General features: G+C 58.9%; 26 protein-coding genes. 12 read left to right on the top strand and 14 right to left on the bottom strand.

Annotation, left to right across the window (positions count from 1 at the left end):
- Window positions 1-11: 11 nt before the first annotated feature.
- A complete protein-coding gene (locus CBB62_02745) occupies window positions 12-743 on the bottom strand; it encodes a hypothetical protein (protein ID OUT41290.1) in 732 nt (243 codons plus the stop codon).
- Entirely contained in the window at window positions 733-1,308 is a 576-nt protein-coding gene (locus CBB62_02740) for an RNA polymerase subunit sigma (GenBank protein OUT41289.1), read from the bottom strand. The genes CBB62_02745 and CBB62_02740 overlap by 11 nt, the downstream gene beginning before the upstream one ends.
- A 325-nt stretch (window positions 1,309-1,633) precedes the next feature.
- Here CBB62_02740 and CBB62_02735 point away from each other — a divergent pair, with 325 nt between their 5' ends.
- Complete coding sequence (locus CBB62_02735; protein OUT41288.1) at window positions 1,634-2,167, top strand: hypothetical protein; 534 nt, start codon at window positions 1,634-1,636, stop codon at window positions 2,165-2,167.
- A 159-nt stretch (window positions 2,168-2,326) separates the two neighbouring features.
- Window positions 2,327-3,496 carry a 23S rRNA (adenine(2503)-C(2))-methyltransferase gene (locus tag CBB62_02730; protein ID OUT41287.1) on the top strand — a complete coding sequence of 390 codons (1,170 nt, stop codon included), beginning with the start codon at window positions 2,327-2,329 and terminating at the stop codon, window positions 3,494-3,496.
- Window positions 3,497-3,506: 10 nt separating this feature from the next.
- On the opposite strand, the gene CBB62_02725 is transcribed toward CBB62_02730, so the two are convergent.
- Window positions 3,507-5,567 carry a hypothetical protein gene (locus tag CBB62_02725; protein ID OUT41286.1) on the bottom strand — a complete coding sequence of 687 codons (2,061 nt, stop codon included), beginning with the start codon at window positions 5,565-5,567 and terminating at the stop codon, window positions 3,507-3,509.
- A 268-nt stretch (window positions 5,568-5,835) separates the two neighbouring features.
- Here CBB62_02725 and CBB62_02720 point away from each other — a divergent pair, with 268 nt between their 5' ends.
- The 3 genes from CBB62_02720 (at window position 5,836) to CBB62_02710 (ending at window position 8,451) form a co-directional block, all read left to right on the top strand.
- On the top strand, window positions 5,836-7,059 hold the full coding sequence (locus CBB62_02720; protein OUT41285.1) for an argininosuccinate synthase: 1,224 nt from the start codon (window positions 5,836-5,838) through the stop codon (window positions 7,057-7,059).
- 252 nt (window positions 7,060-7,311) lie between these two features.
- Complete coding sequence (locus tag CBB62_02715; protein OUT41284.1) at window positions 7,312-7,869, top strand: hypothetical protein; 558 nt, start codon at window positions 7,312-7,314, stop codon at window positions 7,867-7,869.
- A gap of 6 nt (window positions 7,870-7,875) precedes the next feature.
- Window positions 7,876-8,451 carry a hypothetical protein gene (locus CBB62_02710; protein ID OUT41283.1) on the top strand — a complete coding sequence of 192 codons (576 nt, stop codon included), beginning with the start codon at window positions 7,876-7,878 and terminating at the stop codon, window positions 8,449-8,451.
- A gap of 23 nt (window positions 8,452-8,474) precedes the next feature.
- Here the strand turns inward: CBB62_02710 and CBB62_02705 are convergent, their stop codons facing one another.
- Together CBB62_02705 and CBB62_02700 are read right to left on the bottom strand one after the other, a co-directional pair.
- A complete protein-coding gene (locus tag CBB62_02705; protein ID OUT41282.1) occupies window positions 8,475-9,386 on the bottom strand; it encodes a bifunctional methylenetetrahydrofolate dehydrogenase/methenyltetrahydrofolate cyclohydrolase in 912 nt (303 codons plus the stop codon).
- Window positions 9,386-9,676, bottom strand: a complete 291-nt coding sequence (locus CBB62_02700; protein OUT41281.1) for a hypothetical protein — start codon at window positions 9,674-9,676, stop codon at window positions 9,386-9,388. Before CBB62_02700 ends, CBB62_02705 begins: the two co-directional genes overlap by 1 nt.
- Window positions 9,677-10,006: 330 nt before the next feature.
- Here CBB62_02700 and CBB62_02695 point away from each other — a divergent pair, with 330 nt between their 5' ends.
- From CBB62_02695 to CBB62_02680, 4 genes are all read left to right on the top strand, one after another.
- Entirely contained in the window at window positions 10,007-10,534 is a 528-nt protein-coding gene (locus CBB62_02695) for a hypothetical protein (protein OUT41280.1), read from the top strand.
- A 188-nt stretch (window positions 10,535-10,722) separates the two neighbouring features.
- Window positions 10,723-11,226: a hypothetical protein gene (locus CBB62_02690; GenBank protein OUT41279.1), complete on the top strand. Its 504-nt coding sequence runs from the start codon at window positions 10,723-10,725 to the stop codon at window positions 11,224-11,226.
- Window positions 11,227-11,466: 240 nt separating this feature from the next.
- A complete protein-coding gene (locus tag CBB62_02685) occupies window positions 11,467-11,988 on the top strand; it encodes a hypothetical protein (protein ID OUT41278.1) in 522 nt (173 codons plus the stop codon).
- 22 nt (window positions 11,989-12,010) lie between these two features.
- Complete coding sequence (locus tag CBB62_02680; GenBank protein OUT41277.1) at window positions 12,011-12,514, top strand: hypothetical protein; 504 nt, start codon at window positions 12,011-12,013, stop codon at window positions 12,512-12,514.
- Between the two features lie 37 nt (window positions 12,515-12,551).
- Here CBB62_02680 and CBB62_02675 read toward each other — a convergent pair whose 3' ends face one another.
- The 4 genes from CBB62_02675 to CBB62_02660 form a co-directional block, all read right to left on the bottom strand.
- Complete coding sequence (locus tag CBB62_02675; protein OUT42605.1) at window positions 12,552-13,295, bottom strand: hypothetical protein; 744 nt, start codon at window positions 13,293-13,295, stop codon at window positions 12,552-12,554.
- Between the two features lie 57 nt (window positions 13,296-13,352).
- Window positions 13,353-14,075: an ABC transporter gene (locus CBB62_02670; GenBank protein OUT41276.1), complete on the bottom strand. Its 723-nt coding sequence runs from the start codon at window positions 14,073-14,075 to the stop codon at window positions 13,353-13,355.
- Window positions 14,076-14,184: 109 nt separating this feature from the next.
- Window positions 14,185-14,979, bottom strand: coding sequence for a nickel transporter (locus CBB62_02665; GenBank protein OUT41275.1), 795 nt, complete (start codon window positions 14,977-14,979; stop codon window positions 14,185-14,187).
- A 61-nt stretch (window positions 14,980-15,040) separates the two neighbouring features.
- Window positions 15,041-15,859, bottom strand: a complete 819-nt coding sequence (locus tag CBB62_02660) for a histidine/lysine/arginine/ornithine ABC transporter ATP-binding protein (protein ID OUT42604.1) — start codon at window positions 15,857-15,859, stop codon at window positions 15,041-15,043.
- A 245-nt stretch (window positions 15,860-16,104) separates the two neighbouring features.
- Between CBB62_02660 and CBB62_02655 the strand changes: the two genes are divergently transcribed.
- The 3 genes from CBB62_02655 to CBB62_02645 all read left to right on the top strand — a co-directional run bounded on the left by CBB62_02655 (window position 16,105) and on the right by CBB62_02645 (window position 18,305).
- Window positions 16,105-16,839, top strand: a complete 735-nt coding sequence (locus CBB62_02655) for a hypothetical protein (GenBank protein OUT41274.1) — start codon at window positions 16,105-16,107, stop codon at window positions 16,837-16,839.
- Between the two features lie 2 nt (window positions 16,840-16,841).
- Window positions 16,842-17,528: a hypothetical protein gene (locus CBB62_02650; protein OUT41273.1), complete on the top strand. Its 687-nt coding sequence runs from the start codon at window positions 16,842-16,844 to the stop codon at window positions 17,526-17,528.
- Window positions 17,529-17,621: 93 nt separating this feature from the next.
- Complete coding sequence (locus CBB62_02645; GenBank protein ID OUT41272.1) at window positions 17,622-18,305, top strand: hypothetical protein; 684 nt, start codon at window positions 17,622-17,624, stop codon at window positions 18,303-18,305.
- Between the two features lie 9 nt (window positions 18,306-18,314).
- Here the strand turns inward: CBB62_02645 and CBB62_02640 are convergent, their stop codons facing one another.
- Genes CBB62_02640 through CBB62_02620 form a run of 5 tightly spaced genes read right to left on the bottom strand, consistent with a single transcriptional unit; the run spans window position 18,315 to window position 22,552 of the window.
- On the bottom strand, window positions 18,315-18,956 hold the full coding sequence (locus tag CBB62_02640) for a hypothetical protein (protein ID OUT41271.1): 642 nt from the start codon (window positions 18,954-18,956) through the stop codon (window positions 18,315-18,317).
- Window positions 18,953-19,393, bottom strand: coding sequence for a hypothetical protein (locus tag CBB62_02635; GenBank protein ID OUT41270.1), 441 nt, complete (start codon window positions 19,391-19,393; stop codon window positions 18,953-18,955). The genes CBB62_02640 and CBB62_02635 overlap by 4 nt, the downstream gene beginning before the upstream one ends.
- Complete coding sequence (locus CBB62_02630) at window positions 19,393-19,962, bottom strand: hypothetical protein (GenBank protein ID OUT41269.1); 570 nt, start codon at window positions 19,960-19,962, stop codon at window positions 19,393-19,395. Before CBB62_02630 ends, CBB62_02635 begins: the two co-directional genes overlap by 1 nt.
- A complete protein-coding gene (locus CBB62_02625) occupies window positions 19,959-22,010 on the bottom strand; it encodes a hypothetical protein (protein ID OUT41268.1) in 2,052 nt (683 codons plus the stop codon). The genes CBB62_02630 and CBB62_02625 overlap by 4 nt, the downstream gene beginning before the upstream one ends.
- Window positions 22,010-22,552, bottom strand: coding sequence for a cytochrome c biogenesis protein CcmE (locus CBB62_02620; GenBank protein ID OUT41267.1), 543 nt, complete (start codon window positions 22,550-22,552; stop codon window positions 22,010-22,012). The genes CBB62_02625 and CBB62_02620 overlap by 1 nt, the downstream gene beginning before the upstream one ends.
- Between the last annotated feature and the right edge of the window lie 9 nt (window positions 22,553-22,561).

Below are 22,561 nucleotides of genomic sequence, written 5' to 3'. Positions count from 1 at the left end.
GGACCAGCCCCTCAGTACTTGATGAACGAGTTGAAGAACCGGCCAACCGGGCCAGTCAGGCGCAACGGTGCCGTGGTCACAGCCAGGCAATAGCAGACCTCGCCCTCATCGGCGACCGGGCGGTGCTCAACGTTACTGTCAGTAAATGCCAGATCACCGCGCGCGAAATGGCCGCGCTCATCCTGAAATGCCCCACACAGCACCAGCGTCAGTTCAGTGCCCTCATGGGTATGCTGGGGCATGGCGGCACCGGGTTGGATACGCAGCATCTTGGTCCGCACCATATCATTACTACCAACCTGCAACGTCACCTCATCCAGCCCGCGCAAAACGCTCTGCCAGGGCAGGTTTTCGAGCGTTGACGGCAGATAGTCCCGCAATGGCTGCGGAATATTCGCATCAAAACTCTCTGTTTTAAAATCAATCTGTTCTGATGATTTTTTGTCGGACAGTCCCGCATCAATACTGGCCATGATCCGGGCCAGAGCATCATCGGCAACCGGGATCTCCTCTGCCGCCTCGAGCGTGGCACCACCGATCGCTTCATAATCGGCAACCTTGCGCCGACATATCGGACACAGCGCCATATGGGTGGCGATCACAAGGCTCTCTGCCTCACCCAGCGCACCGCTGGCGTAATCCAACAGCAGCTCATCATCAGGGTGATGTCGCACACTCACGACACCAGCCCCCGGCTGGTCACCGACAGTATTACCCTGCCCGCCATGCAGATCATTCGTCATGCCCGACTGCCCTTCGCAATTTCTCCAGCGCCAGCCGCAGCCGCGACTTGACGGTTCCGAGCGGCAGGCCCGTCTCCAGCGCAATCTGGCCATGGGCGAGATCACGATAGAAAGCGAGCCTGACCAGCTCTGCCTGCTCCGTTGGCAATTCATCAATCGCCCGGCCGATACGTTGTGCCCGGTCATTGATGGCAACCAGCTCATCAGCCTGATCGGGCGTATCCTGCACCAGTGCCGGATCAGTCGGATCAACCTGTGGCCGGTTTTCCCGCCGCAGATGATCGATCCGCTTGTTCCGCGCAATTGTGAATATCCATGTGCTGACCGCAGCCTGCGACGGATCATAACTTTCCGCCTTGCGCCAGACCGTCAGCAGGACGTCCTGTGCCAGATCCTCAGCTGCCGACTCGCGTAGCCCAAGACGCAGCAAAAACCCTTTCACGCGCGGCGCGAAGTGGTGGAAGAGCACGGCAAATGCCTCACGATCGCGATGCGTGGCAATCGCCTGCATCAGCAGATCATGACGCGGCTGGTCGTCCTTTTCGCTTGCGGCAGTACCTGACATAGAGCCATTCAAAAGTGCTAAACCCCTTTGTACAAGGGAGATATTAGCTTCCGGCGGCAATGTCGAGCCGACAATCGAAATCATGGAATGCACCGTATTCATGTGCATATTTCGACGCGGAAACCGTATTGGATCACCCGATTATCACTTTTCTGACTCCTTTTGGGCGTCATATTTCGGTATCCGATGGGTATACATTTTGTCATCCTGCCTAAGGATGGTTGCGATATGGAGCCATCTTCGGTAACCAAATACGGTGATTTTTTCGCGCATCCAACTGGTGCGACCTGCCGCCAAATATAACTTCAAGAGAACCTAGTCCCCCATGCGCCATATTCTGCTTTCCGTACTCGCCATCATGACCGCCTATGCCTGCTGGCAAATCGGTGCCCCCGTTGACGCCCGCGCGGCGGAACCACGGCTGATCGGCACCTTCCGTGACTGGAGCGCCTATGAGTTCCAGGATGCGAATGGCAAGGTCTGTTACATGGCTTCACGCCCGATCAAGGACGAAGGCAACTACACCCGCCGCGGTGAAATCTATGCCCTCATCACCCATCGCCCGGAAGAGCGCAGCTTCGACGTTGTCAGCTTTATCGCCGGTTACACCCACAAAGCGGGTTCCGATGTGTCGGTCCAGATCGGCAGCGATAATTATGACCTGTTCACCCAGGGCGACACCGCCTGGACCCGCGACGGCGAAACCGACCGCTCACTGGTCGGCTCGATCCGCAAGGGCAGCCGCATGGTTACCCGTGGCACCTCCAGCCGCGGCACCCTGACCACCGACACCTACAGCCTGTCCGGTTCGTCAGCTGCCTATGAAGCCATCGGCAAGGCCTGCGGCGTCTCGCCATAATTGCCCGGCGGTAATTATCTGCTGACAAGAAAGCGCTGATCTCGACAAATTCGTCCGTTTCGGGCAGATTGCAGCGTAACACCCATTCAAAACGCCGGTGTGGCAGAGATGCCCCGGCGTTTTGTTTATGGGAGAAGCCACTTCTCGGAGAATTACGTCATGGGCCTGAACGCACATGCCAGCGCCTTTGCGCCACCTACCGCCAGCGACGGCCTGACCCCGGTTATCGGACCAACCCGCGAGGCCCTGAAAGCCGCCCTGAAAGAGCGCGGCGTGGCCGGGTTCCGTGCCGACCAGATCTGGAAATGGGTCTATCAGCGCGGCGTCACCGATTTCGCCGAGATGTCGAACTTAGCCAAAGATCTGCGCGCGCAGATGGCGGCCGAGTTCTCTATCACACGCCCGGAGATCGTGCAGGATCAGGAGAGCGTCGACGGCACTCGCAAATGGCTGCTGCGCATGCCCGACGGGCAGGAAGTGGAAACGGTCTATATCCCCGAGGATGATCGCGGCACGCTCTGCGTCTCAAGTCAGGTCGGCTGTACCCTCACCTGTAAATTCTGCCATACCGGCACCCAGCCGCTGGTCCGTAACCTCGGTCCTGCCGAGATCGTCGGCCAGGTCATGATCGCCCGCGATGCGCTTGGCGACTGGCCATCGGGCAAGGAAGATCGCCGCCTGACCAATATCGTCATGATGGGCATGGGCGAGCCGCTGTATAATTACGAGAATGTCGCTGATGCCCTGCGCATTGTCATGGATGGCGACGGCATCGCCTGGTCCAAGCGCCGGATAACGCTTTCTACCTCCGGCGTCGTGCCGCAAATCCGCCAATGCGGTGCCGAGCTGAACGTCAACCTCGCGATTTCCCTGCATGCGGTTACCGATGAGCTGCGCGACAAGATCGTGCCGATCAACAAAAAGTATCCGATTGCCGAACTGCTGCGCGCCTGCCGTGAATATCCGGGCGTCAGCAATGCCCGCCGCATCACATTTGAATATGTGATGCTGAAAGATGTGAACGATACCCCGGCCGATGCCCGCCAGCTGGTACGCCTGCTGCGCGGCATTCCGGCCAAGGTCAACCTGATCCCGTTCAACCCGTGGCCCGGCGCGCCCTATGAGTGCTCGTCAGCCAAGACCATCACTGCCTTCGGTGACATCGTGGCCGCCGCCGGTTATCCGGCCCCGGTGCGCGCAACCCGCGGGCAGGATATTCTCGCCGCCTGTGGTCAGTTGAAATCGGAAAGCCAGCGCGAACGTGCGGCGGCCAAGCTGAAAGCCATTCAGGCCCAGCGCAAGGCTGAGGCAGACGCAGCGGCCAGCTAGGACCCGGCAATCACGGCATCAGGCTGTCGTAGAAGACAAAGCTGCCGTCGCTGATGCCCGTCGGCAAAATGCCGGCAAGCGTCAGCGTGTCACCGCTGACGAAGTTGAACACGGTATCGGTACCGTTTTCCGCAACACTTGCCACCGCCATCGCCTCGGCGGCAGAGCTGACACCCAGCCGGATATCGAGCAGCAGGGTATCGGCAATATCGGCAAAGTCACTGATCAGGTCATTCTCCTCACCGGTTTCAAACCGGAAGGTATCATTACCCAGCCCGCCGATAAGGGTATCCGTACCCTGCCCGCCACCGATCAGGTTGTTGAAGGAATCCCCGATAACGCTGTCATCACCATTGCCACCGACGGCACCTTCAATGCCGATGATGAAGAGGGCAGCGGGATTGGCCTGAAAATCGATATAGTTGGCCCGGTCATTGGCGAGATCAATGATGTAGGAAAGGTTGTCACCGGCAAAATCGACGATATCGCCATCACCGAGGTTGCCGTAGATGACATCGGCGCCACCACCGGTCTCGATCGTGTCATTGCCCTGCCCGCCATAGAGCGTGTCACTGCCCGCCCCGCCACGGATGATATCATCACCCATATTGCCGAAGACAACATCATCCCCGGTCCCGGCAGATATGGTGTCGGCTTCCTGCCCACCAAAGATGGTGTCATTACCGGCATCGCCGCGGATGATATCTGAATCGCGGTTGCCATAGATCAGGTCATTTCCGCCAAGGCCATAGATGATATCGTCCCCGAACCCGCCAAAGGTAATATCATTGGCATCTGTCAGGGATATGGTATCGGCCATGCCGCCACCGATAATCGCTTCGATGGAGCTGAGTACGATTTGTTGGGGGGTGGTTTCATCAACGATGAAATCAGCGGTCGACGCAGCCAGATCAATGTCCAGCTCAACATCGATATAGGTGAAGTCGACCGTATCGTTGCCAACATCGCCGGTATACACATCGTTACCGATCGTGGCGATTATCAGATCATGCCCTGCGCCGGCAAACAGCAGATTGTCGCCGGTATTCCCGGCCAATGTATCGGCAGCCGGGGTCGCAATCAGGTTCTCGACATTGGAGATATGACCGCGCAGGTGCAGTTGGCCATCAATGAGCAGTTCAATACGCCCGGTCTCGAACTCGACCCGCATTGGTGCATTGCCGACATGGATGAAGTTCACGATATCGACACCGGTTCCGCCATCAATGGTTTCACCGTCGGCACGCCCTAAAATTGAGTCATTGCCGGAGCCGCCAATCAGAATATCCGGATTACCCAGACCATCGATGGTGTCATTGCCCGCCCCGCCATCGAGACGGTTGTTGGTGGCACTGCCGGTAAGATAATCGCCACCTGAGCCGGTGACGATATTCTCGATGCTCAGGATAGTGTCGGTCTCGGCTCCGAACAGAACCGTGCCGCTCTCAATCCCGGCAACGATAGAGAAATTGAAACCGCTATAATCGGCCGTATCAACGCCATCGCCACCGAACAGCACATTGCTGCCATCGCCACCGCTGAGCCAGTCATCGCCCTGTCCGCCATAGAGCGTATCAGCCCCATCCCCACCGAAAACCGTGTCATTGTCACGGTTGCCATAGAGCACATCATTGCCAAACGATCCCCGGACATAGTCGATGCCCTGACCGCCATAGAGAACGTCATCCCCGTCATCGCCATAGAGCTGGTCGGTATCAAGATTGCCATACAGGATATCGCTGTCGGCACCGCCATAGAGCGTATCGTTACCGGCCTCACCGAACACCCGGTCGATCTCATCACCGCCATAGATCACATCGCGATCTGCGCCGGCATAGACCGTATCAGCCCCGGCTCTGCCATAGATCAGGTCAGCGGCATCGCCACTGTTGAGATAATCACCACCCGCGCCGCCATCGAGCGTATCGGCCCCGGCACCGCCGATCAGCCGGTCATCACCGCCCTGCCCCAATATGCCATCGGCGGCGAAGGTACCGGTCAGGCTGTCATCAAGCTCGGTGCCGACGATTACATTCGCATCGGCCGGGAAATCAAAGGGCTGCAAGGACATGATCAGGTTCTCATCATTGGTGCAACGTTCGCGTGCATTGACGGATATTTTACGCCATCTGCCCCTGATGACGCAAAGCCGCCGAACACTTCCCCGATAATCGGGCCGACAGCTGTGGCAAACATGGATATTACCGGGCTAAACAAAGAACCGCGCGACACCGGTTGCGTTTGGCGCGTAGAGCGCCTAATTTGCCGCCAAAGTTTCCCTGACAGGTCAGTCGCTTCCAGACTGATCCCCCTCTGACATCACTGGAAAATCGGTCCCGATGAGCAGCAATACCGACAAGAAGATCAAGAAAATCGTCCTCGCCTATTCCGGCGGCCTCGATACCTCCGTCATCCTGCGCTGGCTGCAGGAAACCTATGCCTGCGAGGTTGTCACCTTCACCGCCGATCTCGGTCAGGGCGAAGAGGTTGAACCGGCCCGTGCCAAAGCGGAAATGATGGGCGTGAAGGAAATCTTCATCGACGATCTGCGTGAGGAATTTGTCCGCGACTTCGTCTTCCCGATGTTCCGGGCCAATGCGCTTTATGAAGGAACCTACCTGCTCGGCACCTCGATTGCCCGGCCACTGATCGCCAAGCGCCAGATCGAAATCGCCCGGCAGACCGGTGCCGATGCGGTGGCCCACGGCGCGACCGGCAAGGGCAATGATCAAGTGCGGTTCGAGCTCGGCTATTATGCCCTCAAGCCCGATATTCAGGTGATTGCGCCATGGCGCGAATGGGATCTGACCTCACGGACCCGCCTGCTCGACTATGCCGAGAAGCACCAGATTCCAATCGCCAAGGACAAACGCGGCGAGCCACCATATTCGACCGATGCCAACCTGCTCCACATCTCCTATGAGGGCAAGGCGCTGGAGGACCCATGGGTCGAGGCTGATGACAGCATGTACACCCGCACGATCAGCCCGGAAAAGGCACCGGACACCCCGCAATATGTCGAGATCGATTTTGAGCGCGGCGACCCGGTTGCGGTTGACGGCGAGGCACTCGGCCCGGCTGCCATGCTGACCAAGCTCAACGAACTGGCCGGCAAGCACGGCATCGGTCGCCTCGATCTGGTCGAGAACCGTTTCGTCGGCATGAAGAGCCGCGGCGTTTACGAGACCCCCGGTGGCACGCTTCTGTCGATTGCCCGCCGTGGCATCGAGAGCATCACCCTCGACCGTGACGCAGGGCACCTCAAGGACGAGCTGATGCCCCGCTATGCCAAGCTGATCTATAACGGCTTCTGGTTCTCGCCCGAGCGTGAGGCCCTGCAGGCGCTGATCGATCAGACCCAGGAAAATGTCACCGGTACCGTTCGGATGAAGCTCTACAAGGGCAGTGCCAGCATCGTTGGCCGCAAATCACCGAAGAGCCTCTACAGCCTCGAGCATGTGACCTTCGAGGAAGATGCGGTTTACGATCAGGTAGATGCCGCCGGGTTCATCAAACTGAACGCGCTGCGCCTGCGTTTGCGCCAGCGCCAACAGAGTGATTAAAACAACAGGTGACGATGAATTGCCACCATCGGCACAAAACCGGCAGCGAAAACGCAGCCGAGGGTGGCCTTGACCCGCAAAATGGTTTATGTGGAAAGGGTTAAGGATTTAAGAAGTCTATTCTTGTTTCGTTATCTTGAGGGCAGGCATGGGCACCCCGGCAGGCGGTGCGGCGACTACGATGCAGTGTTTTTGCGCTTCATCCGCGACCGGATAATGCCTGATAGATAATAAGCTGGTAACATCTGGACAATGGCTTTTCATCTCGGTGACGTTTCTATCGTAGTTGCAGATCAGAGCGCATTTATGCGTCGTCTGTTGCAGGAAATGCTTGCCGGTTTCGGGGTCGGACGGATCGCTACCGCCGAGAATGGCGAGAAAGCGATCAAGCTGTTCGACGAAATGGATGTCGACATGCTGATCTGTGACAGCATGATGGAACCGGTTGACGGGTATGAGCTGACCCGCACCATCCGCAACAATCCCGACCTGCCCAACCGCTATCTGCCGATCATTTTCCTGACCGGCCATGCCGATATGCACTCGGTCCTCAGGGCCCGCGATGCAGGTGCCACCGAATTTCTGGTAAAACCGGTGGCCCCGGCTGTGTTATATGAACGTGTCGCCTATGTTATCGAACATCAGCGACCGTTCATTCAGGCTGGCCAGTATTTTGGCCCGGATCGCCGCCGACGTGTCAGTGCGGAATTTGGCGGCGTGGAAAAACGTGGTACACCAAATGCTGTTGATTCCAAGGGTATCGGCCTGACACAGGAAGAAGTCGAAGCCATTTTCAAGGGCCGCGGATAGTCATTGATGACCGAGAACAACAGCAGTACAGGCCATCCTTTTCGCATTATTGAGGTGCGCAACAACCTCAAGAACAAGGCCAGCCGTCAGGAAGGTATCTCGCCCAAGGAAGCGATCGAGAAGGCCGAGGCCCGCGTCGCCGATCTGGCTGAGGAGTATGACACCCGCCTGAAGGACGACATCGAACAGCTGCGCGAGCTTTCCTCCCAGATTTCAACCCAACCAGTCGAGACATGGCAGAAACCGCTACTGCGTCTCGTGCATGATATGGAAGGTCAGGCCGGTGTATTCGGCTTCGAGATCATTTCATTCGTCTCCGGTTCCGCCGGGCGCGTGCTTGAACATGCCCCGCCGGATCATCCGAAATATCTGGCCACCATCGAAGCCCATTGCGACGCCATCTTTCTGGTCTACAACCAGAAAATCCGTGGTGATGGCGGCTCTGCCGGACGCGCCCTTGTGCGCGGCCTGAAGGCCACTGCCGATACCTGCGTGCCACCGGCCCATGACCGCCGGGCGCAACTGCGCCAGCAGCAGGAACGTGAAGCCGCCGCCGGTGGCAATGACAGCGGCAGACGCTGACCCGCCGTTTCGGCTCAAAATCCTTAAATAGAGAAGTGATCGATGATCGCCGGGACCGGCCTGTCATGCTGTTGACAGCAGGCGAGTACGGTATTGACCAGCAGGCAGGCAATGGTCATGGGACCGACACCGCCCGGGACCGGGGTAATGGCACCGGCGACAGCCTTCGCCTCATCGAAGGCCACATCACCGACCAGACGGCCTTTCGGGCTGGTGTCATCGGGTGCCAGACGGTTGATGCCCACATCAATGACCGTGGCGCCGGGCTTGACCCAGTCACCGCGTACCATTTCAGGGCGACCAACAGCCGCCACCAGAATATCCGCCGTGGCCGCGAGCGCAGGCAGGTCGGCGGTACGTGAATGGGCAATGGTCACCGTGGCATTGGCCGCGAGCAGCAGCTGCGCCATCGGCTTGCCGACAATATTCGACCGACCTATGATCACGGCAGTCAGACCGGACAGGTCATTGCCATGGACCGTATTGACCAGATGGCGGCAACCGAGCGGCGTGCAGGGCACCAGACCACGGGTACCCGAGGCCAGCGCACCGACATTGAGCGGATGAAAACCGTCCACATCCTTGATCGGATCAATGGCGGCAATGACCCGGTCCTCGTCGATATGTTTCGGCAGGGGCAGTTGCACCAGAATGCCATTGACCACCGGATCGGCATTCATCTCGGCAATCAGTTTGAGCAAATCGCTCTCCGGCACATCGGCAGGCAGGCGATGCTCGATACTGGTCATGCCTGCCGCTTCCGTTGCCTTGCCCTTGCTGCCGACATAGACCTGACTGGCCGGATCCTCGCCGACCAGCACGACCGCCAGTGCGGGTTTCGGCACACCGGCTGCGACCAGATCGGCAACAGCACTGGCGACATGTTCGCGAACGGTTGCCGCCGTCGCTTTTCCATCAATCAGAGTTGCAGTCATTATAACGGCCAGACGTAAACGATAAGACGGCTGAGGAACTCAAGTCCGATCAGCAAGACCAGCGGTGACAGATCAATCCCACCCATGGCCGGCAGATACTGACGGATTTTCCGCAAGGCGGGTTCGGTTGCCCGCATCAGAAAATCATAGACCAGATAGACAAAGCGATTGCCGGTATTGATCACATTGAATTGCACCAGCAGATGCGCAATCACGGCGACGAATACGATAAACTTGTAAATGCCAATGACTGTCAGGATCAGCCACAGGAACGGATCAGCACCGTACATGTCTTGTCTTCTCTCATCAGTGGGTGGGACGTCGAACAACGCCTATCGAGCGGGAACCTAGTGTCCGATCATGAACAACACAAGGTTCCTGATATATTAACATTTTGATCGTCACTGCGGGTTATCCTGCACACGTGACCAAATCACATCGGAAAGTCGGGTGCAAATGCCGGAAAACATCCTGTGTTCGTCCGGCATCCCCCGATTTGTGCGGGGGAGACTTGCTGATACTAAGGTGGAAAAAATGACATGGCTTTGATAAACAGAGAGTTCGCGCCATATGATTTGTCGAATGAATAACCGTTAAACAACTTCAGAAACCCTGCGACTGTGGCAACTTCCAATCTTGTTTATGACCTGAGCAAACTGTCGATCCTTCTGGTCGAGGACAGCTCGTTCATGCGCGAGATCATGATGGCGCTGCTGGAAAATCTTGAGGTCGGCAACATCACCTCGATCAGCAATGGCGAGGATGCCATCTCGGAACTGCTTCGCTCCACCAGCAATGGTATGGACAGCCATTCGGATTACGATGTGGTCATTTCCGACTGGGCGATGAAGCCGATGAACGGCCTCGACCTGCTCAAATGGATCCGCACTCACGATAATGAAGCCATCCGCTTCATGCCGTTCATCATGCTGACCGCCTATTCCACCATGGACTGGGTAACCCAGGCCCGTGACTGGGGGGCCACCGAATTCCTGACCAAGCCGGTATCGGCACAGGCGGTCGCCAAACGGCTGTTGACGGTTATCGAACGACCCCGCCCTTTCATCCGCACCAGCAACTATTTCGGTCCCGACCGGCGGCGTCAGAAACTGCCCTATGGCGGCACCGAACGGCGCAAGGGCACCTGACACTGCGTCTGGCCGTCGCATGATGCGATAATTTCAGGCAAATTTTATTTGATTTTGTGATAGATTGTTCCGAGGGAAGGGTTTCGACCCTTGGGGCAGGTTACTGCATTCGCAAATTCGGCGGGTTTATGAACAACGGCACTAGACGCCAAACCGGTTTGGACCAATCCAGCTTGGGCCAGCAGGGTATGGGCACACGGACCGGCGGTGATCATCACCTGATCAACCGCAAGAATACCCTCAGGGAAAAGGTCGGTGGCCATGAGGTCGGCGGCGGGCACATCTCCGAGGCCGCGATCATGCGGGCCGAAGCCGCGGTTGAACAGCACAAGGAAAAGTATCTGGAACAGGCCGGCAAGGATCGTGACCAGCTGCGCCAGCTCTATCAGGAATTGCGCGCCAGCCGAAGCAAACCGGAACCCGCCATCCAGGCATTGAGCCAGATCGGGCGCGAAATCAAGGGACAGGCGGAAACCTTCGGCTATGCCCTGCTTGGTCGGTTTGGTGACAGCCTGTACCAGTTCACCCGTCAGATGGTGACAGTAAATGATCGCCAACTCGACCTGATCAAGGCGCATATCGATGCGATTGATGTGGTCGTCAGCCAGAATGTCGCCGGGACCGGCGGTCAGCTGGGCGAGGAACTCTCCAATTCACTGCGCCGCGCGATCCAGCGTGTTGCGGTTTCCTGACCCTGCCGGATCATCGGTTTGCCAATCACAGTCCCCCGGTCTTCCAGACATTTTTCGGTATTATTGTGTGTGGTCTGCATCAAACGCCATCGTAATTTCTGTAATTTGATTAGGCCTTTTGCGATTGGTCGCGGATCAGGTATGACAAACTGAAAGAGAAACATACAGATAGCCCTGAGATAGCAGCAATCCAGACCGGCTGTTTCAGGTAACCAGCTGTTGAGAATATGTAGTTAAAAGATGAGTAGTAGTGGTGAGTATGATCTGTCGGACCTGAAGATACTGGTCGTTGACGACAGCGATTTCATGCTCGGTCTGCTGATAGAAATTTTTGAAGGTCTTGGTTGCAAAACTGTGATTGCCGCAACCGACGGCAAGGATGCCATAGACAAGATCAATACAGCCGTGGAGGATGGCAGGGAAGACAGCTTGTTTGACGTGGTCTTTACCGACTGGGCGATGGAGCCGATGGACGGGCTCAAACTGTTGAAATGGGTGCGCGACCATCCCAATCCTGAAGTTCGCTACATGCCCTTTGTCATGGTATCGGCCTATTCAACTCTTGATTGGGTTATCGAAGCCCGTGATTACGGGGTGAACGAGTTCTTGACCAAACCGGTTTCCGTCAAATCAGTGGTGTCGCGTTTGACAAGCATCATCGAAAAGCCACGCGCTTTTGTAAAATCAACGAATTACTTCGGACCGGACAGACGGCGCAGAAATGCGACATTCAACGGCCCGGACCGCCGCAACCGCGGCTGAATGAAGGAGCGGAGGCCGCATCATGGCCAGTGATGGAAACGATAGCGACAAGGTCGAGATCATCAAGCCTTCAACCAAGTTGAAGAACAAGGTTGGTGGCGGCCCGAACGCGAAATTCAATGCCAAGGTGATTGAGCGCACCGAAAAGGCGGTCTCGGCGCGTGGTGATGACTATGTAACCAAGGTCAAAACCGATCTCAACGAACTGCGCAATCTGGCCCAGTCCCTGAAATCCGCCAACCCCGGCGATACCGAGTTGATCCGCAAGGTCGCCATGGCCGCCCGCGAAATCAAGGGTGAGGCAGGCACCTTCAACTTCCCGCTGCTGACCCGTTTCGGTGATGGTCTGTTCAATTTCACCGACAGCATGACCGAACTCAGCCCCAAGCGCATTGCCGTCATCCAGGCTCATGTGGATGCCATGACCGCCGTGCTCGCCCATAACATGCGCGGCGATGGCGGCCCGGTCGGCAGCCAGTTAGTGCGTGGCCTCGATATGGCCATCGAGAAATTCAAACAGGAATAGGACGGGCCCGGTTTCGACCGCAGCACTGTCGATGGGGCTATGACGGGTTGAGGCCCGGCTCCGGCTCCCTGCTGCGCAGATAGCGGATGCGCCGCCACCAGCGCCGACCTTCCGGTGTCGTCATATACTCACCGAAACGGGCCAGCCGGGTGATGATGAAGGTGATCGCCAGATAGACCAGCCCCGCTGCGATCAGCGGCTCGAACGGCGCATAGGTGCGGGCATAGAGGCGCTGTGCCTGCCCGGCAATATCCATGATCGAGATCGCGGAAACCAGTGCACTGCCCTTGAGCAGCAGGATCACTTCATTGGCATAGGCCGGGATTGAGATACGCAAGGCATGGGGCACCATGATCCGGCGCAGCACCATCCAGCGCGACATGCCCATGGCCCGGGCGGCCTCAATCTCGTTTGCCGGTACTGCCAGAATGGCGCCCCGGATGATCTCGGCGGTATAGGCCGCCGTGTTCAGCGCCAGCGCCAGAATGGCCCAGTAGATCGGATCGCGGATCAGGGGCCAGATCGGACTCTTGCGCAGATCCTCGAACAGGCCCGGCAGGTTGTAGATCAGGAATATCTGCACCAGCAGCGGCGTACCGCGAAAGAAGAACATATAGGCATAGGCCGGGCCGTTGAGCCACGGCTTGCCCGACAGGCGCATGGCCGCAAGCGCGATGGCCAATACCAATCCGATCAGCAGGCTGAAACCGATCATCGTGCCGGTCACGGCGGCACCGTCAATCAGGCCGGGAATGGCGCGGATAATCAGATCGGCGTCCAGCGCCCAGCCTAGCAAGAAGTTGAGAACGGTATGCAGGGTTTCCATCGCCGCGATCCCCTACGCCCGTGACGCGCGCTTGACGCCGCGCATGGTGCCACGCTCAATCAGCTGGATTACCGCCATGGAGATGACCGTCAGCACCAGATACAGCAATGCTGCCGCCATGAAGAAAGTGAATTGCATTCTGGTTGAGCGTCCGGCCACATCGGCAGAACGCAGCAACTCATCAAGTCCGACCACAGAGATAATCGCGGTATCCTTCAGCATCACCAGCCAGAGATTGCCGAGCGCAGGCAGCGCATAGCGCAACAGTTGCGGCAGAACAATTCGCCGGAACCGCAGCAGCTTCGGCATCCCGATTGCGTCAGCCGCCTCAATCTGCCCCGATGGCACGGCGAGAATACCGGCGCGCAATACCTCGGTCTGATAGGCACCGGACACGGTCGCCAGCGCCACGACACCGGCAATGAAGCCATTGATCTCGACCCGGCCCTCATAACCGATCAGGTTGAGAAAACCGCCGAGCGCGACACTGCCGCCAAAATAGATCAGGAACACCACAAGGATTTCCGGCACGCCGCGAATGACCGTGGTGTAGGTCTCGGCGGCACCGCGCAACAGGGCAAAGGGCGAGAGCTTGGCCCCGGCACCGAGCAGCCCGATGACAAAACCGATGGCATAGGAAACCAGCGCCAGCCGTACGGTTAGCCACAGCCCGTCAAGGAGCTCATCGCCCCATCCGGTATCACCGATGGCAAAAAGTGCGAGGGTTTCCTGCATTGGCCGCTGGTCAGTCTGCTCAAATCAACGTGAAACAAGTGTTCATCAAAAGAGCGGGGGCGGCAGATGATCATCAGACTGCCGCCCCCGGTCATGTTATCAACGGCAATCAGCCGCCATAGATGTCAAAGTCAAAGTACTTCTGCTGGATGTTCATGTACTCGCCATTCTCGCGAATGCCCTTGATCGCTTCATTGAACATCTTGACCAGATCTTCATCTTCCTTGCGCACGGCGATACCGACGCCTTCACCGAAACCGGCCCAGACAGAACCGTCAAGCGCCGGACCGACGAAGCCGTAGCCCTCGCCTTCCGGGGTTTTCAGGAAGCTCTCGTCAAGCACGATGCTGTCAGCCAGCAGGGCATCGACACGACCGGCAGCAAGGTCGAGATTGGCCTGTTCCTGGGTGTCGTAATAACGGATATCGATGGCATCACCGAGATTGTCCTCGAGGAAGTTCGAGTGAATGGTGGAGGCCTGAACGCCGACAATCTTGCCGTCCATCGCATCTTTCATACCGTCGACGTCGAACTCTTCCATCGCACCGTCAGGAACCACGAAACGGGCCGGGGTCTCATAATATTTGTCGGTGAAGGCAACGCTCTTCTTGCGCTCTTCCGTGATCGACATGGAGGCAACGATGGCGTCGTATTTATGGGCCAGCAGGGCTGGAATGATGCCGTCCCAGTCCTGGGCAACGATCTCACACTCGACCTTCATGTAGTCACAGAGAGCGTTGGCGATCTCCACGTCGAAACCGGTCAGGTTACCGGCAGTATCGGTCATGTTGAATGGAGGGTAGGCGCCCTCGGTGGCGATCGTGATCTTGTCACGGGCGGCGGCTTCGCCAACCATGGTGACTGCCATGACGGCAGCAGCAGCCAGAGTAAGAAGTTTTTTCATCGCTTGGAAATCTCCTGAAATGGATGAAGGGAAAGGGGGAAATTCAAACCGGCCACCAGCGTCAGAGCTGGCTCGCCAGAAACTGCCGACAGCGCTCACTGGTCGGCATATCGAAAACCTGTGACGGCGGGCCGCGTTCCTCGACCCGGCCCTGATGCAGGAACACCACCTCGGACGAGACCTCGCGGGCAAAGCCCATCTCATGGGTCACGATCAGCATGGTATTGCCTTCCTCGGCCAACTTGCGCATCACGCGCAGCACCTCGCCCACAAGTTCGGGGTCGAGGGCGGAGGTCGGCTCATCGAACAGCATAACCTTGGGCTTCATGGCCAGTGCCCGGGCAATCGCCACCCGTTGCTGCTGACCACCGGACAGTTCGGACGGATAGGCACCCGCCTTGGCCGAAACGCCAACCTTGTTCAGCAGTTCATGGGCTTCCTCGACCACCTCGGCACGCTTGCGACCCTGCACATAGATCGGTGCCTCGATGACATTCTCGAGTGCGGTTTTGTGGGACCAGAGGTTAAAGCCCTGAAACACCATGCCGAGCCGGGCGCGGATGCGCTCCACCTGCCGCTTGTCGGCAGGCTCCGACGTACCATCCCGCCGCTTGCGCATACGGATCAGTTCGCCATTAACGCGGATTTCGCCCTGATCGGGGGTTTCGAGCAGGTTGACACAGCGCAGCATGGTGGATTTGCCGGAACCGCTCGATCCGATGACCGAAATCACATCGCCATCATGGGCCTCAAGCGAAATACCCTTGAGCACCTCAAGGCCACCAAAGCGTTTGTGAAGGTCGGCAATTTCGAGCGCAGGAACAGCGGCCGTTCCGGCCTTGGGAGCGTCTGCGGTTTCGGCAGTGGTAGCGGCGGGCATCAACTCGTCGGTCATCAACTGTGTGAACCAGAATGGCGCGCAGGCTAAGCCCAAAATGCAAGGCTGCAAAGGTTTTTTTGCATAGCAGCGATCTGTTTCGGTCAAATGCCCGTCAGGCAGGGGCCGCAGTCTTTGACCAGGATCAGGCGATGGGGGCATACTGGCCCGGATATGGTTCGATACCCTTGGGGCAGGCCCGGAGACGACATCCCGGCCCAACCCCGGATGAACAAGGCATAAAACCGATGTCTGCCCTTGAATGGCTTTCCAATATCGTCACCGGCGCCGGTATGGCTGTAGCCGGTCAGGCCTGCCCCCTGCCTGATCATCAGGTAGTGGTCGTACGCCCGATCGAGCAGCCGCTGCAACGGGATTTCACCAAAACATCGGTCGGCATCAACCAGATGACCAACAAGCCGGTTGCCGTCCCCGTTCCCCATACCGCCCGGGCGCTTGGCGGGCTGATGCTGATTGAGATGAGCGCCAATACCAATGTCGAGTTCGGCGGTGCCACCGCACGGGACAATTCCGGTGCCTGCGTCTGGCCTGCCAAGGTCACCATCGATCTGGTGCTGGCCGGCACCCTCTTCGTCAACCAGATCTATGAAGAGGGCACCTGCATGCACAACGCCATCGCTGAGCATGAGATGGAACACTATACCCAGGGCAAGGCACTGGTATTGCGCGAGTTGAAAACCGTGCAACAGGCAGCCAAGGCCGTCGTGGACAAGATAGGCGTGCTCGGCCCGATGCCGCCGGAACAGGCGCAACAGCAGGGCAAGCCGATCGGCGATGCCATCACCGCCGCCGTACAGACGGAAATCGACCGCCTGAACAAGGAACAGGAAGAGTTGCAGGTAGCCCATGATTCCGCGATCGAAAATCTGGAAACCCTGACTGCCTGCCGCGGGGCCGGACGTTTTGTGCACCAGCCACCGGTGCTGCCCGGTGGACAGGCAACCGGAGGGCAGGACGGCTGATTGTGAGAGTTATTGCCGCCACAATCATTCTGTTCATTCTCGCCCTCGCCCCGGAAGCGCAGGCGCAACCGCGCATCCAGTGCCCGACCATGGATGCGCCGATCTTCAATCTCAATGTCGACAACCGCCCGGTGCGGATCATTCCCAATGCCGATCAGAACCGGATGCGCCAGCTCTATACCCGGCACAATCCGGGCCGGGCCGCCGGGCTGACCAGCCATCACAGCATCGGCGGACTGCATCACGGGGAAATTACCTTGCGCACCCAGTTCAACATGCTGCAGGCGACACAAGGGTCAGCTGCCTGCCTCGGCCTGCAAAGCCTCGATATGACGCTGGTCTATGATCCGATCATCTATATCTCCAGCGACCGACCGCGCGGCTCCTGCGAATACAACGCGGCGCTGGAACACGAGTACAAACACCACAATACCGACCTTCTGGTTCTGCGTCAGGCAGCGCCCCTGCTCCGTGCTGCCGCGCAACGCTCGATCTCCTCACTGCGCCTGCCGTTGCAGACCCAGACCAGCCAGCTGGCACAGGCGCGCGAACAGTTGCAGCAGCAGATTACCGACCAGCTCAATCTGGAAATGGACCGCATCGAAAAACAGCGGAACCAGCGACAGGCACTGATCGATACCCCGGCAGAGTATCAGCGGGTCGCCAGCATCTGCCCCTCACGCAGATAAGCCGGGCGTCAAATCATCCGACCTCACCAATCCATGATTTGCAGTGGCAGGGTCGATCTGGCACCCTACATAACTGGAATGGGGAAGGTTCGGATGAGAAACAAACTGTTCGCGCTGGCGTTGATAATCGCCCTGATCGGGTTCACGACGCCTGTGGCTGTCCATGATGCCAAGGCAGCCAGCTGCACACGCGAAGGCTTGCCGAGCGTTCAGGTCACGGTGGAGATTTCACCGGTCCATACCAACACCACGCAAAATCTGGCCCAACTGACCGGACGTGACAACAATACCCGACTGGGGATCATGGATGGTCACCATGTGGGCGGCCTGACCGTCGGCGATATTCAGGCACAGACCCAGATCGGTTTTGGCGAAAGCACCGGTTTCTTCACCGGCAACACCTGCCTCTGGATCAATTCACTGGTGATACAGCTGAGCCTGCAATCCAGAATTTTTGTGGCAAAAGAACTCCAGCGCGGAACCTGCGAATATCGCATCCTGCTCGAGCATGAGCAAAAACATGTGCAAATCGACCGGAATGTTGTGAATGAGTATCGGCGATTGATTGAAGCGCATCTGGAAAGCGAACTACTGCAGCAAGGTGCAGCAGGACCGGTGCCGTTCAGGCTTGCCCCTGATCTGCAACGGGATCTGACCGGGCAGGTCAGCGGGCTTGTCGATCAACAGATGCGCAAACTCTATGCCGAACGGGACCGGCGGCAACAGGCGCTCGACAATCCTCAGGAATATGAGCGCATGAGCATGGCCTGCCTCTAGCGCAGCAGGCTAGTCCTGACCGAGTGTTTCGACCGTGGCGAGACGCCGTTCCAGTGTCGGCAACCATGGCTCATCCCCCACAGCATCGGCGCGCAAGGCCCGCCACTCGGCCACTGCGGTCTCCAGATCACCCGCCTGCCATAACTGCAGTCCATGATAAAACCGCGTGCCGGGCAAATCGGGGAAGTCACGGACGAGCCGATCAATCAACCGCCCTGCCTCGACACCTATCTGGCCATCATCGGCGGCAATCATTGCCTCAAGCCGGGCCAGTTGCAGGGTCACATTATCCGGCTCGAGCATCGCCGCCCGGCTGAATGCCTGTGCTGCATCGCCGTGGCGACCGAGCAGCCGCCATGTCTGGCCGAGCAAGGTCCACCCGGCGAGGTTGTCGGGATCAGCGGCCAGTTGCCGGGCCAAGCGGTCGGCAGCGGCCAGCGCGTTGCTGTTGCGCGCCAAGGCCGACTGGTCACGACCGGCCAGCGGCTGGTCCGGCATGGACGGATTACCGAGATAGAGATACATGCCCATGGCTAGCAGGGGCACGCCAATGACCACCGCCGCCGACAGCCTGTTGAACCGTACCAGCGGTGCCGCAATGATCGCACAGACCAGCGCGGAAAGTGTGGCTGCCACAATCCAGAACATCATGATGACGGCTCCTGCCAGTCATCAATCGCGATTGCTTCCAGCGCCGCTGCCTCATTGCCCCGCTTGCGCAGGAACAGGACCAGCCCGACCAGTACCAGCAAGGCTGGCGGCAGCGACCACAGGATGATCGTGCGCGTGGTCATCGGCGGGTTGAGCAGGATACGCTCGCCATAGCGGGCAATCAGATCGTCGAGGATGGCCTGATCACTGTCCCCGGCGGCAATGCGGCGGCGGATCAACCGTTGCATGTCAATCGCCAGCGATGCCTCGCTATCGGCAATCGACTGGTTGGCGCAGACGACACAGCGCAATCGCTCGGCCATCGCCTGCGCACGCGCTTCCTGCTGCGGATCGTCGAGCACATCTTCGGGCGAGATGGTGGCAGCCACGGCAGGCATGGCGAACAGCAGGGTCAGGGCAATCAGCATAAGGCGCATCAGGAAGCCCCCGCAGCCTGCAGGCGCTCGAACACCTCTTGCAACGTATCAAACTGCGTAGCCGAAATAGGCCCCTGTATGCGGAAGCGGATGCGGCCATCGGCGTCGATCACAAATGTTTCCGGCACACCGGTGATGCCGAAGGCCAGCGCCGCCTCACCCTTCGGATCGAGACCGGTCATGGCGAAGGGATTGCCGAATTCTTCAAGATAACCGGCTGTATCCGCCACCTTGTCACGATAGGCGATGCCATAGACCGCCACCTGCCCATCCCGGGCAAGGCGTAACAGATAGGGATGCTCGATCCGGCACGGTGCACACCATGAGGCATAGAAATTGACCAGCGCCAGACCGGATGGACCCGGCGTAATATCGCCATGCGCCAGACCGGTCAGAAAGTCCGCTGCCTCATCACCCGCCGTATCAAATTGCGGCAAGGGCTGATCAAGCAGCGCCGGTTCTGCCGTGGCAGGTGCGCTATCGGGACGGTTGAGCGCAATGGCAAATGCCGCCGCCAACAACAGGACAAACAACAGTGGCAACCAGATCAGCAGGCGTTTACCGGTCATGACGCCACCTCTGGTGCTGGTGTCGCCGCCACAGCCTCGACCTTGCGACCACGGGTGGCGAAGAGGCGGTCACTGGCCGCGATCAACCCGCCCAGCGCCATGATAGCAACCCCGATCCAGATCAGCGCAATCATCGGATGGTACTGCAAATGCAGCGACCAGCCGCTGCCAGCCTGTCCTGTTGCCTCACCAGCATCAAGCGGACGGTTGGCCTCATCAGGCTGACCAAGGGTGACATAGAGATTGCCCCAGCCGTCAAAACGGATCGCTGCCTCGGTGGTGCGCATCTGGGAAACCGGGTACCAGCGCTTTTCCGGTGTCAGGGTGAACCGTCCCCGATTGATCTCGAGGCGTCCCATATCCGACTGGTAATTGTCGCCATCGACCCGCTCGACACCCTTGAAGCGGATGGTGTAACCGGCGAGGCTGACCCGCTCATTAGGCTCCATGCGCAAGATACGGTCCGTACTCCAGACTGACGACCCGGCAATGCCGAGTACCATGACCGCCAGCCCCAGATGCGCAACACTCATCCCGTGTTGCCAGGCAGGCAGGCGGATCGCGCGGGACAGGCTGAATTGCGCCCGTTCCAGCCATTGCATCAGGGTCGCCGCCAGTATCCAGAGGCCAGCGGCAAACCCGGCACTGGCAAAGGCCCGGCCCGGCTGGTCCGGCCAGATGACGGCAAGCGCGATAATGACAGCGATCAGCAATGACCAGCGCAAGCGGCGCATAACCGGCGCAACCGATGCCTTGCGCCATGGCAGGAACGGCGCGATTGCTATCGCTGGCAGCAGCGGCGCCAGCAGCGGGGCAACCGTCGCCTCGAAATAGGGCGGGCCGACCGATACCGGCGGCAGGTTCAGCAGTTGCAAACCTAGTGGATAGAGCGTGCCGAGCAGCACCACCGCGCAGGCGAGCGCCAGCAGCACATTGTTCAGCACCAGTGCGCCTTCACGGCTGATAGCGGCGAAATCGGGGTTCGGGGCCATGCGTCCGGCTTGCCCGGCACGCCAGCCATAGAGCGCCAACGCACCGGCAACGGTCGTACCGATCAGCGCCAGAATGAACATACCGCGCTCGGGATCGAGGGCAAAAGCATGCACGCTGGTCAGCACACCGGAGCGCACAAGGAAGGTGCCGAGCAGCGAGAGCGAGAAGGTGATGATCGAGAGCAGCACGGTCCAGCTCGCCAGTGCCTCCCGCTTGGCCATCACATGAATGGAATGCAGCAGCGCAGTGCCCGCCAGCCATGGCATCAGGCTGGCATTCTCCACCGGGTCCCAGAACCACCAGCCACCCCAGCCAAGCTCGTAATAGGCCCACCATGAGCCAAGCATGATGCCGAGGGTCAGGGTCGACCACGCAATCAACACGTAGCGCCCGGTCGCCTGTGCCCAATCCCGGTCAAGGCGACCGATCATCAACCCGGCAACCGCAAAGGCAAAGGTGCTGGAGAAACCCACATAACCGAGATAGAGCAGCGGCGGGTGGAAGGCCAGCGCCGGGTCCTGCAACAACGGGTTGAGATCATTGCCATCGATCGGCGGATCGACCAGACGCCCGAACGGGTTGGAGGTCCAGAGCAACAGCAGCAGAAAGCCGATACCAAGCAGTCCATGCACGCCGAGAGTGACATCGCGCAGGCGCAAACGGCCCGTATCAGCCTCGCTGTCCAAACCGCCACCACTCAGGGCAACCGCCGCGCCGAAGATGGCGAGCACCATGACCCAGAGCAGAAGCGAGCCTTCGTGATTACCCCAGCTGCCAGCGATCTTGTACAGCAGGGGCTTGGCGGAATGGCTGTTCTCCATCACAGTGATGACCGAGAAATCCGAAGTCAGAAACAGATAGATCAGCCCGAGAAAGGCAGCAGCGATCAACCCGGCCTGCACCCCGGCGGCCCGGCGCGCCACGGTGGATGCCGCCTGCCGACGGATCGGATCATGCTGTACACCATCACGCAGCAGCAACAGCCCGGCCACTGCCTGTACAACAGCCGTGGCCAGTGCCAGCACGAGGGCGAAATGGCTCAGTTCGGCAATCATCAGCGATTGCCCTCAATCAGTGTATCGGTGCGATGCTGCGGGCCCTGACCGGCTTCGGTGCGGCCACGCTCCAGCGCCGCCGCCACTTCCGGCGGCATGTAGTTCTCGTCATGCTTGGCGAGAATTTCCTCAGCCGTGAAATGGCCATTCTCGGCCAGAATACCGATTGCCACCACGCCCTGCCCCTCGCGGAACAGATCGGGCAAGATGCCGGAGAAGCGCACCGGTGTTTCGGCACTGTAATCGGTCACGACAAAGTTTACGGTGAGGCCATCATCGGCACGGGTCAGCGAATTCTCGGCCACCATGCCGCCGAGACGGATGGTGCGGTTGACCGGCAAGGGCTTGCCAGCCGCCTCAAGTTCCGCCAGATCCGCCGGGCTGTAGAAAAAGGTCAGGTTCTGCTGCAGCGCCGACAGCACCAGAAAGGCAGCGGCACAGACCACCACCGCACCGACACAGAGCCATGCGAGACGGCGGTGCTTCGGTTGCCATGGTCGTTTTGCAGATGGTTGGGCGGGCGACGGTTCCGGGCGGGTCATAACGGCAGG

It is taken from the genome of Micavibrio sp. TMED2 (assembly GCA_002168225.1).
Taxonomy (GTDB): Bacteria; Pseudomonadota; Alphaproteobacteria; order TMED2; family TMED2; genus TMED2.
The sequence above is the reverse complement of the archived record's forward strand: the minus strand, read 5'-3'. Positions and strand labels throughout refer to the sequence as shown.

Coding starts and splice junctions, on each gene's coding strand:
- CBB62_02745 (OUT41290.1), bottom strand. CDS start 743: ATGACGAATGATCTGCATGGCGGGCAGGGTAATACTGTCGGTGACCAG.
- CBB62_02740 (OUT41289.1), bottom strand. CDS start 1,308: ATGTCAGGTACTGCCGCAAGCGAAAAGGACGACCAGCCGCGTCATGAT.
- CBB62_02735 (OUT41288.1), top strand. CDS start 1,634: ATGCGCCATATTCTGCTTTCCGTACTCGCCATCATGACCGCCTATGCC.
- CBB62_02730 (OUT41287.1), top strand. CDS start 2,327: ATGGGCCTGAACGCACATGCCAGCGCCTTTGCGCCACCTACCGCCAGC.
- CBB62_02725 (OUT41286.1), bottom strand. CDS start 5,567: ATGTCCTTGCAGCCCTTTGATTTCCCGGCCGATGCGAATGTAATCGTC.
- CBB62_02720 (OUT41285.1), top strand. CDS start 5,836: ATGAGCAGCAATACCGACAAGAAGATCAAGAAAATCGTCCTCGCCTAT.
- CBB62_02715 (OUT41284.1), top strand. CDS start 7,312: ATGGCTTTTCATCTCGGTGACGTTTCTATCGTAGTTGCAGATCAGAGC.
- CBB62_02710 (OUT41283.1), top strand. CDS start 7,876: ATGACCGAGAACAACAGCAGTACAGGCCATCCTTTTCGCATTATTGAG.
- CBB62_02705 (OUT41282.1), bottom strand. CDS start 9,386: ATGACTGCAACTCTGATTGATGGAAAAGCGACGGCGGCAACCGTTCGC.
- CBB62_02700 (OUT41281.1), bottom strand. CDS start 9,676: ATGTACGGTGCTGATCCGTTCCTGTGGCTGATCCTGACAGTCATTGGC.
- CBB62_02690 (OUT41279.1), top strand. CDS start 10,723: ATGGGCACACGGACCGGCGGTGATCATCACCTGATCAACCGCAAGAAT.
- CBB62_02685 (OUT41278.1), top strand. CDS start 11,467: ATGAGTAGTAGTGGTGAGTATGATCTGTCGGACCTGAAGATACTGGTC.
- CBB62_02680 (OUT41277.1), top strand. CDS start 12,011: ATGGCCAGTGATGGAAACGATAGCGACAAGGTCGAGATCATCAAGCCT.
- CBB62_02670 (OUT41276.1), bottom strand. CDS start 14,075: ATGCAGGAAACCCTCGCACTTTTTGCCATCGGTGATACCGGATGGGGC.
- CBB62_02665 (OUT41275.1), bottom strand. CDS start 14,979: ATGAAAAAACTTCTTACTCTGGCTGCTGCTGCCGTCATGGCAGTCACC.
- CBB62_02660 (OUT42604.1), bottom strand. CDS start 15,859: ATGCCCGCCGCTACCACTGCCGAAACCGCAGACGCTCCCAAGGCCGGA.
- CBB62_02655 (OUT41274.1), top strand. CDS start 16,105: ATGTCTGCCCTTGAATGGCTTTCCAATATCGTCACCGGCGCCGGTATG.
- CBB62_02645 (OUT41272.1), top strand. CDS start 17,622: ATGAGAAACAAACTGTTCGCGCTGGCGTTGATAATCGCCCTGATCGGG.
- CBB62_02640 (OUT41271.1), bottom strand. CDS start 18,956: ATGATGTTCTGGATTGTGGCAGCCACACTTTCCGCGCTGGTCTGTGCG.
- CBB62_02635 (OUT41270.1), bottom strand. CDS start 19,393: ATGCGCCTTATGCTGATTGCCCTGACCCTGCTGTTCGCCATGCCTGCC.
- CBB62_02630 (OUT41269.1), bottom strand. CDS start 19,962: ATGACCGGTAAACGCCTGCTGATCTGGTTGCCACTGTTGTTTGTCCTG.
- CBB62_02625 (OUT41268.1), bottom strand. CDS start 22,010: ATGATTGCCGAACTGAGCCATTTCGCCCTCGTGCTGGCACTGGCCACG.
- CBB62_02620 (OUT41267.1), bottom strand. CDS start 22,552: ATGACCCGCCCGGAACCGTCGCCCGCCCAACCATCTGCAAAACGACCA.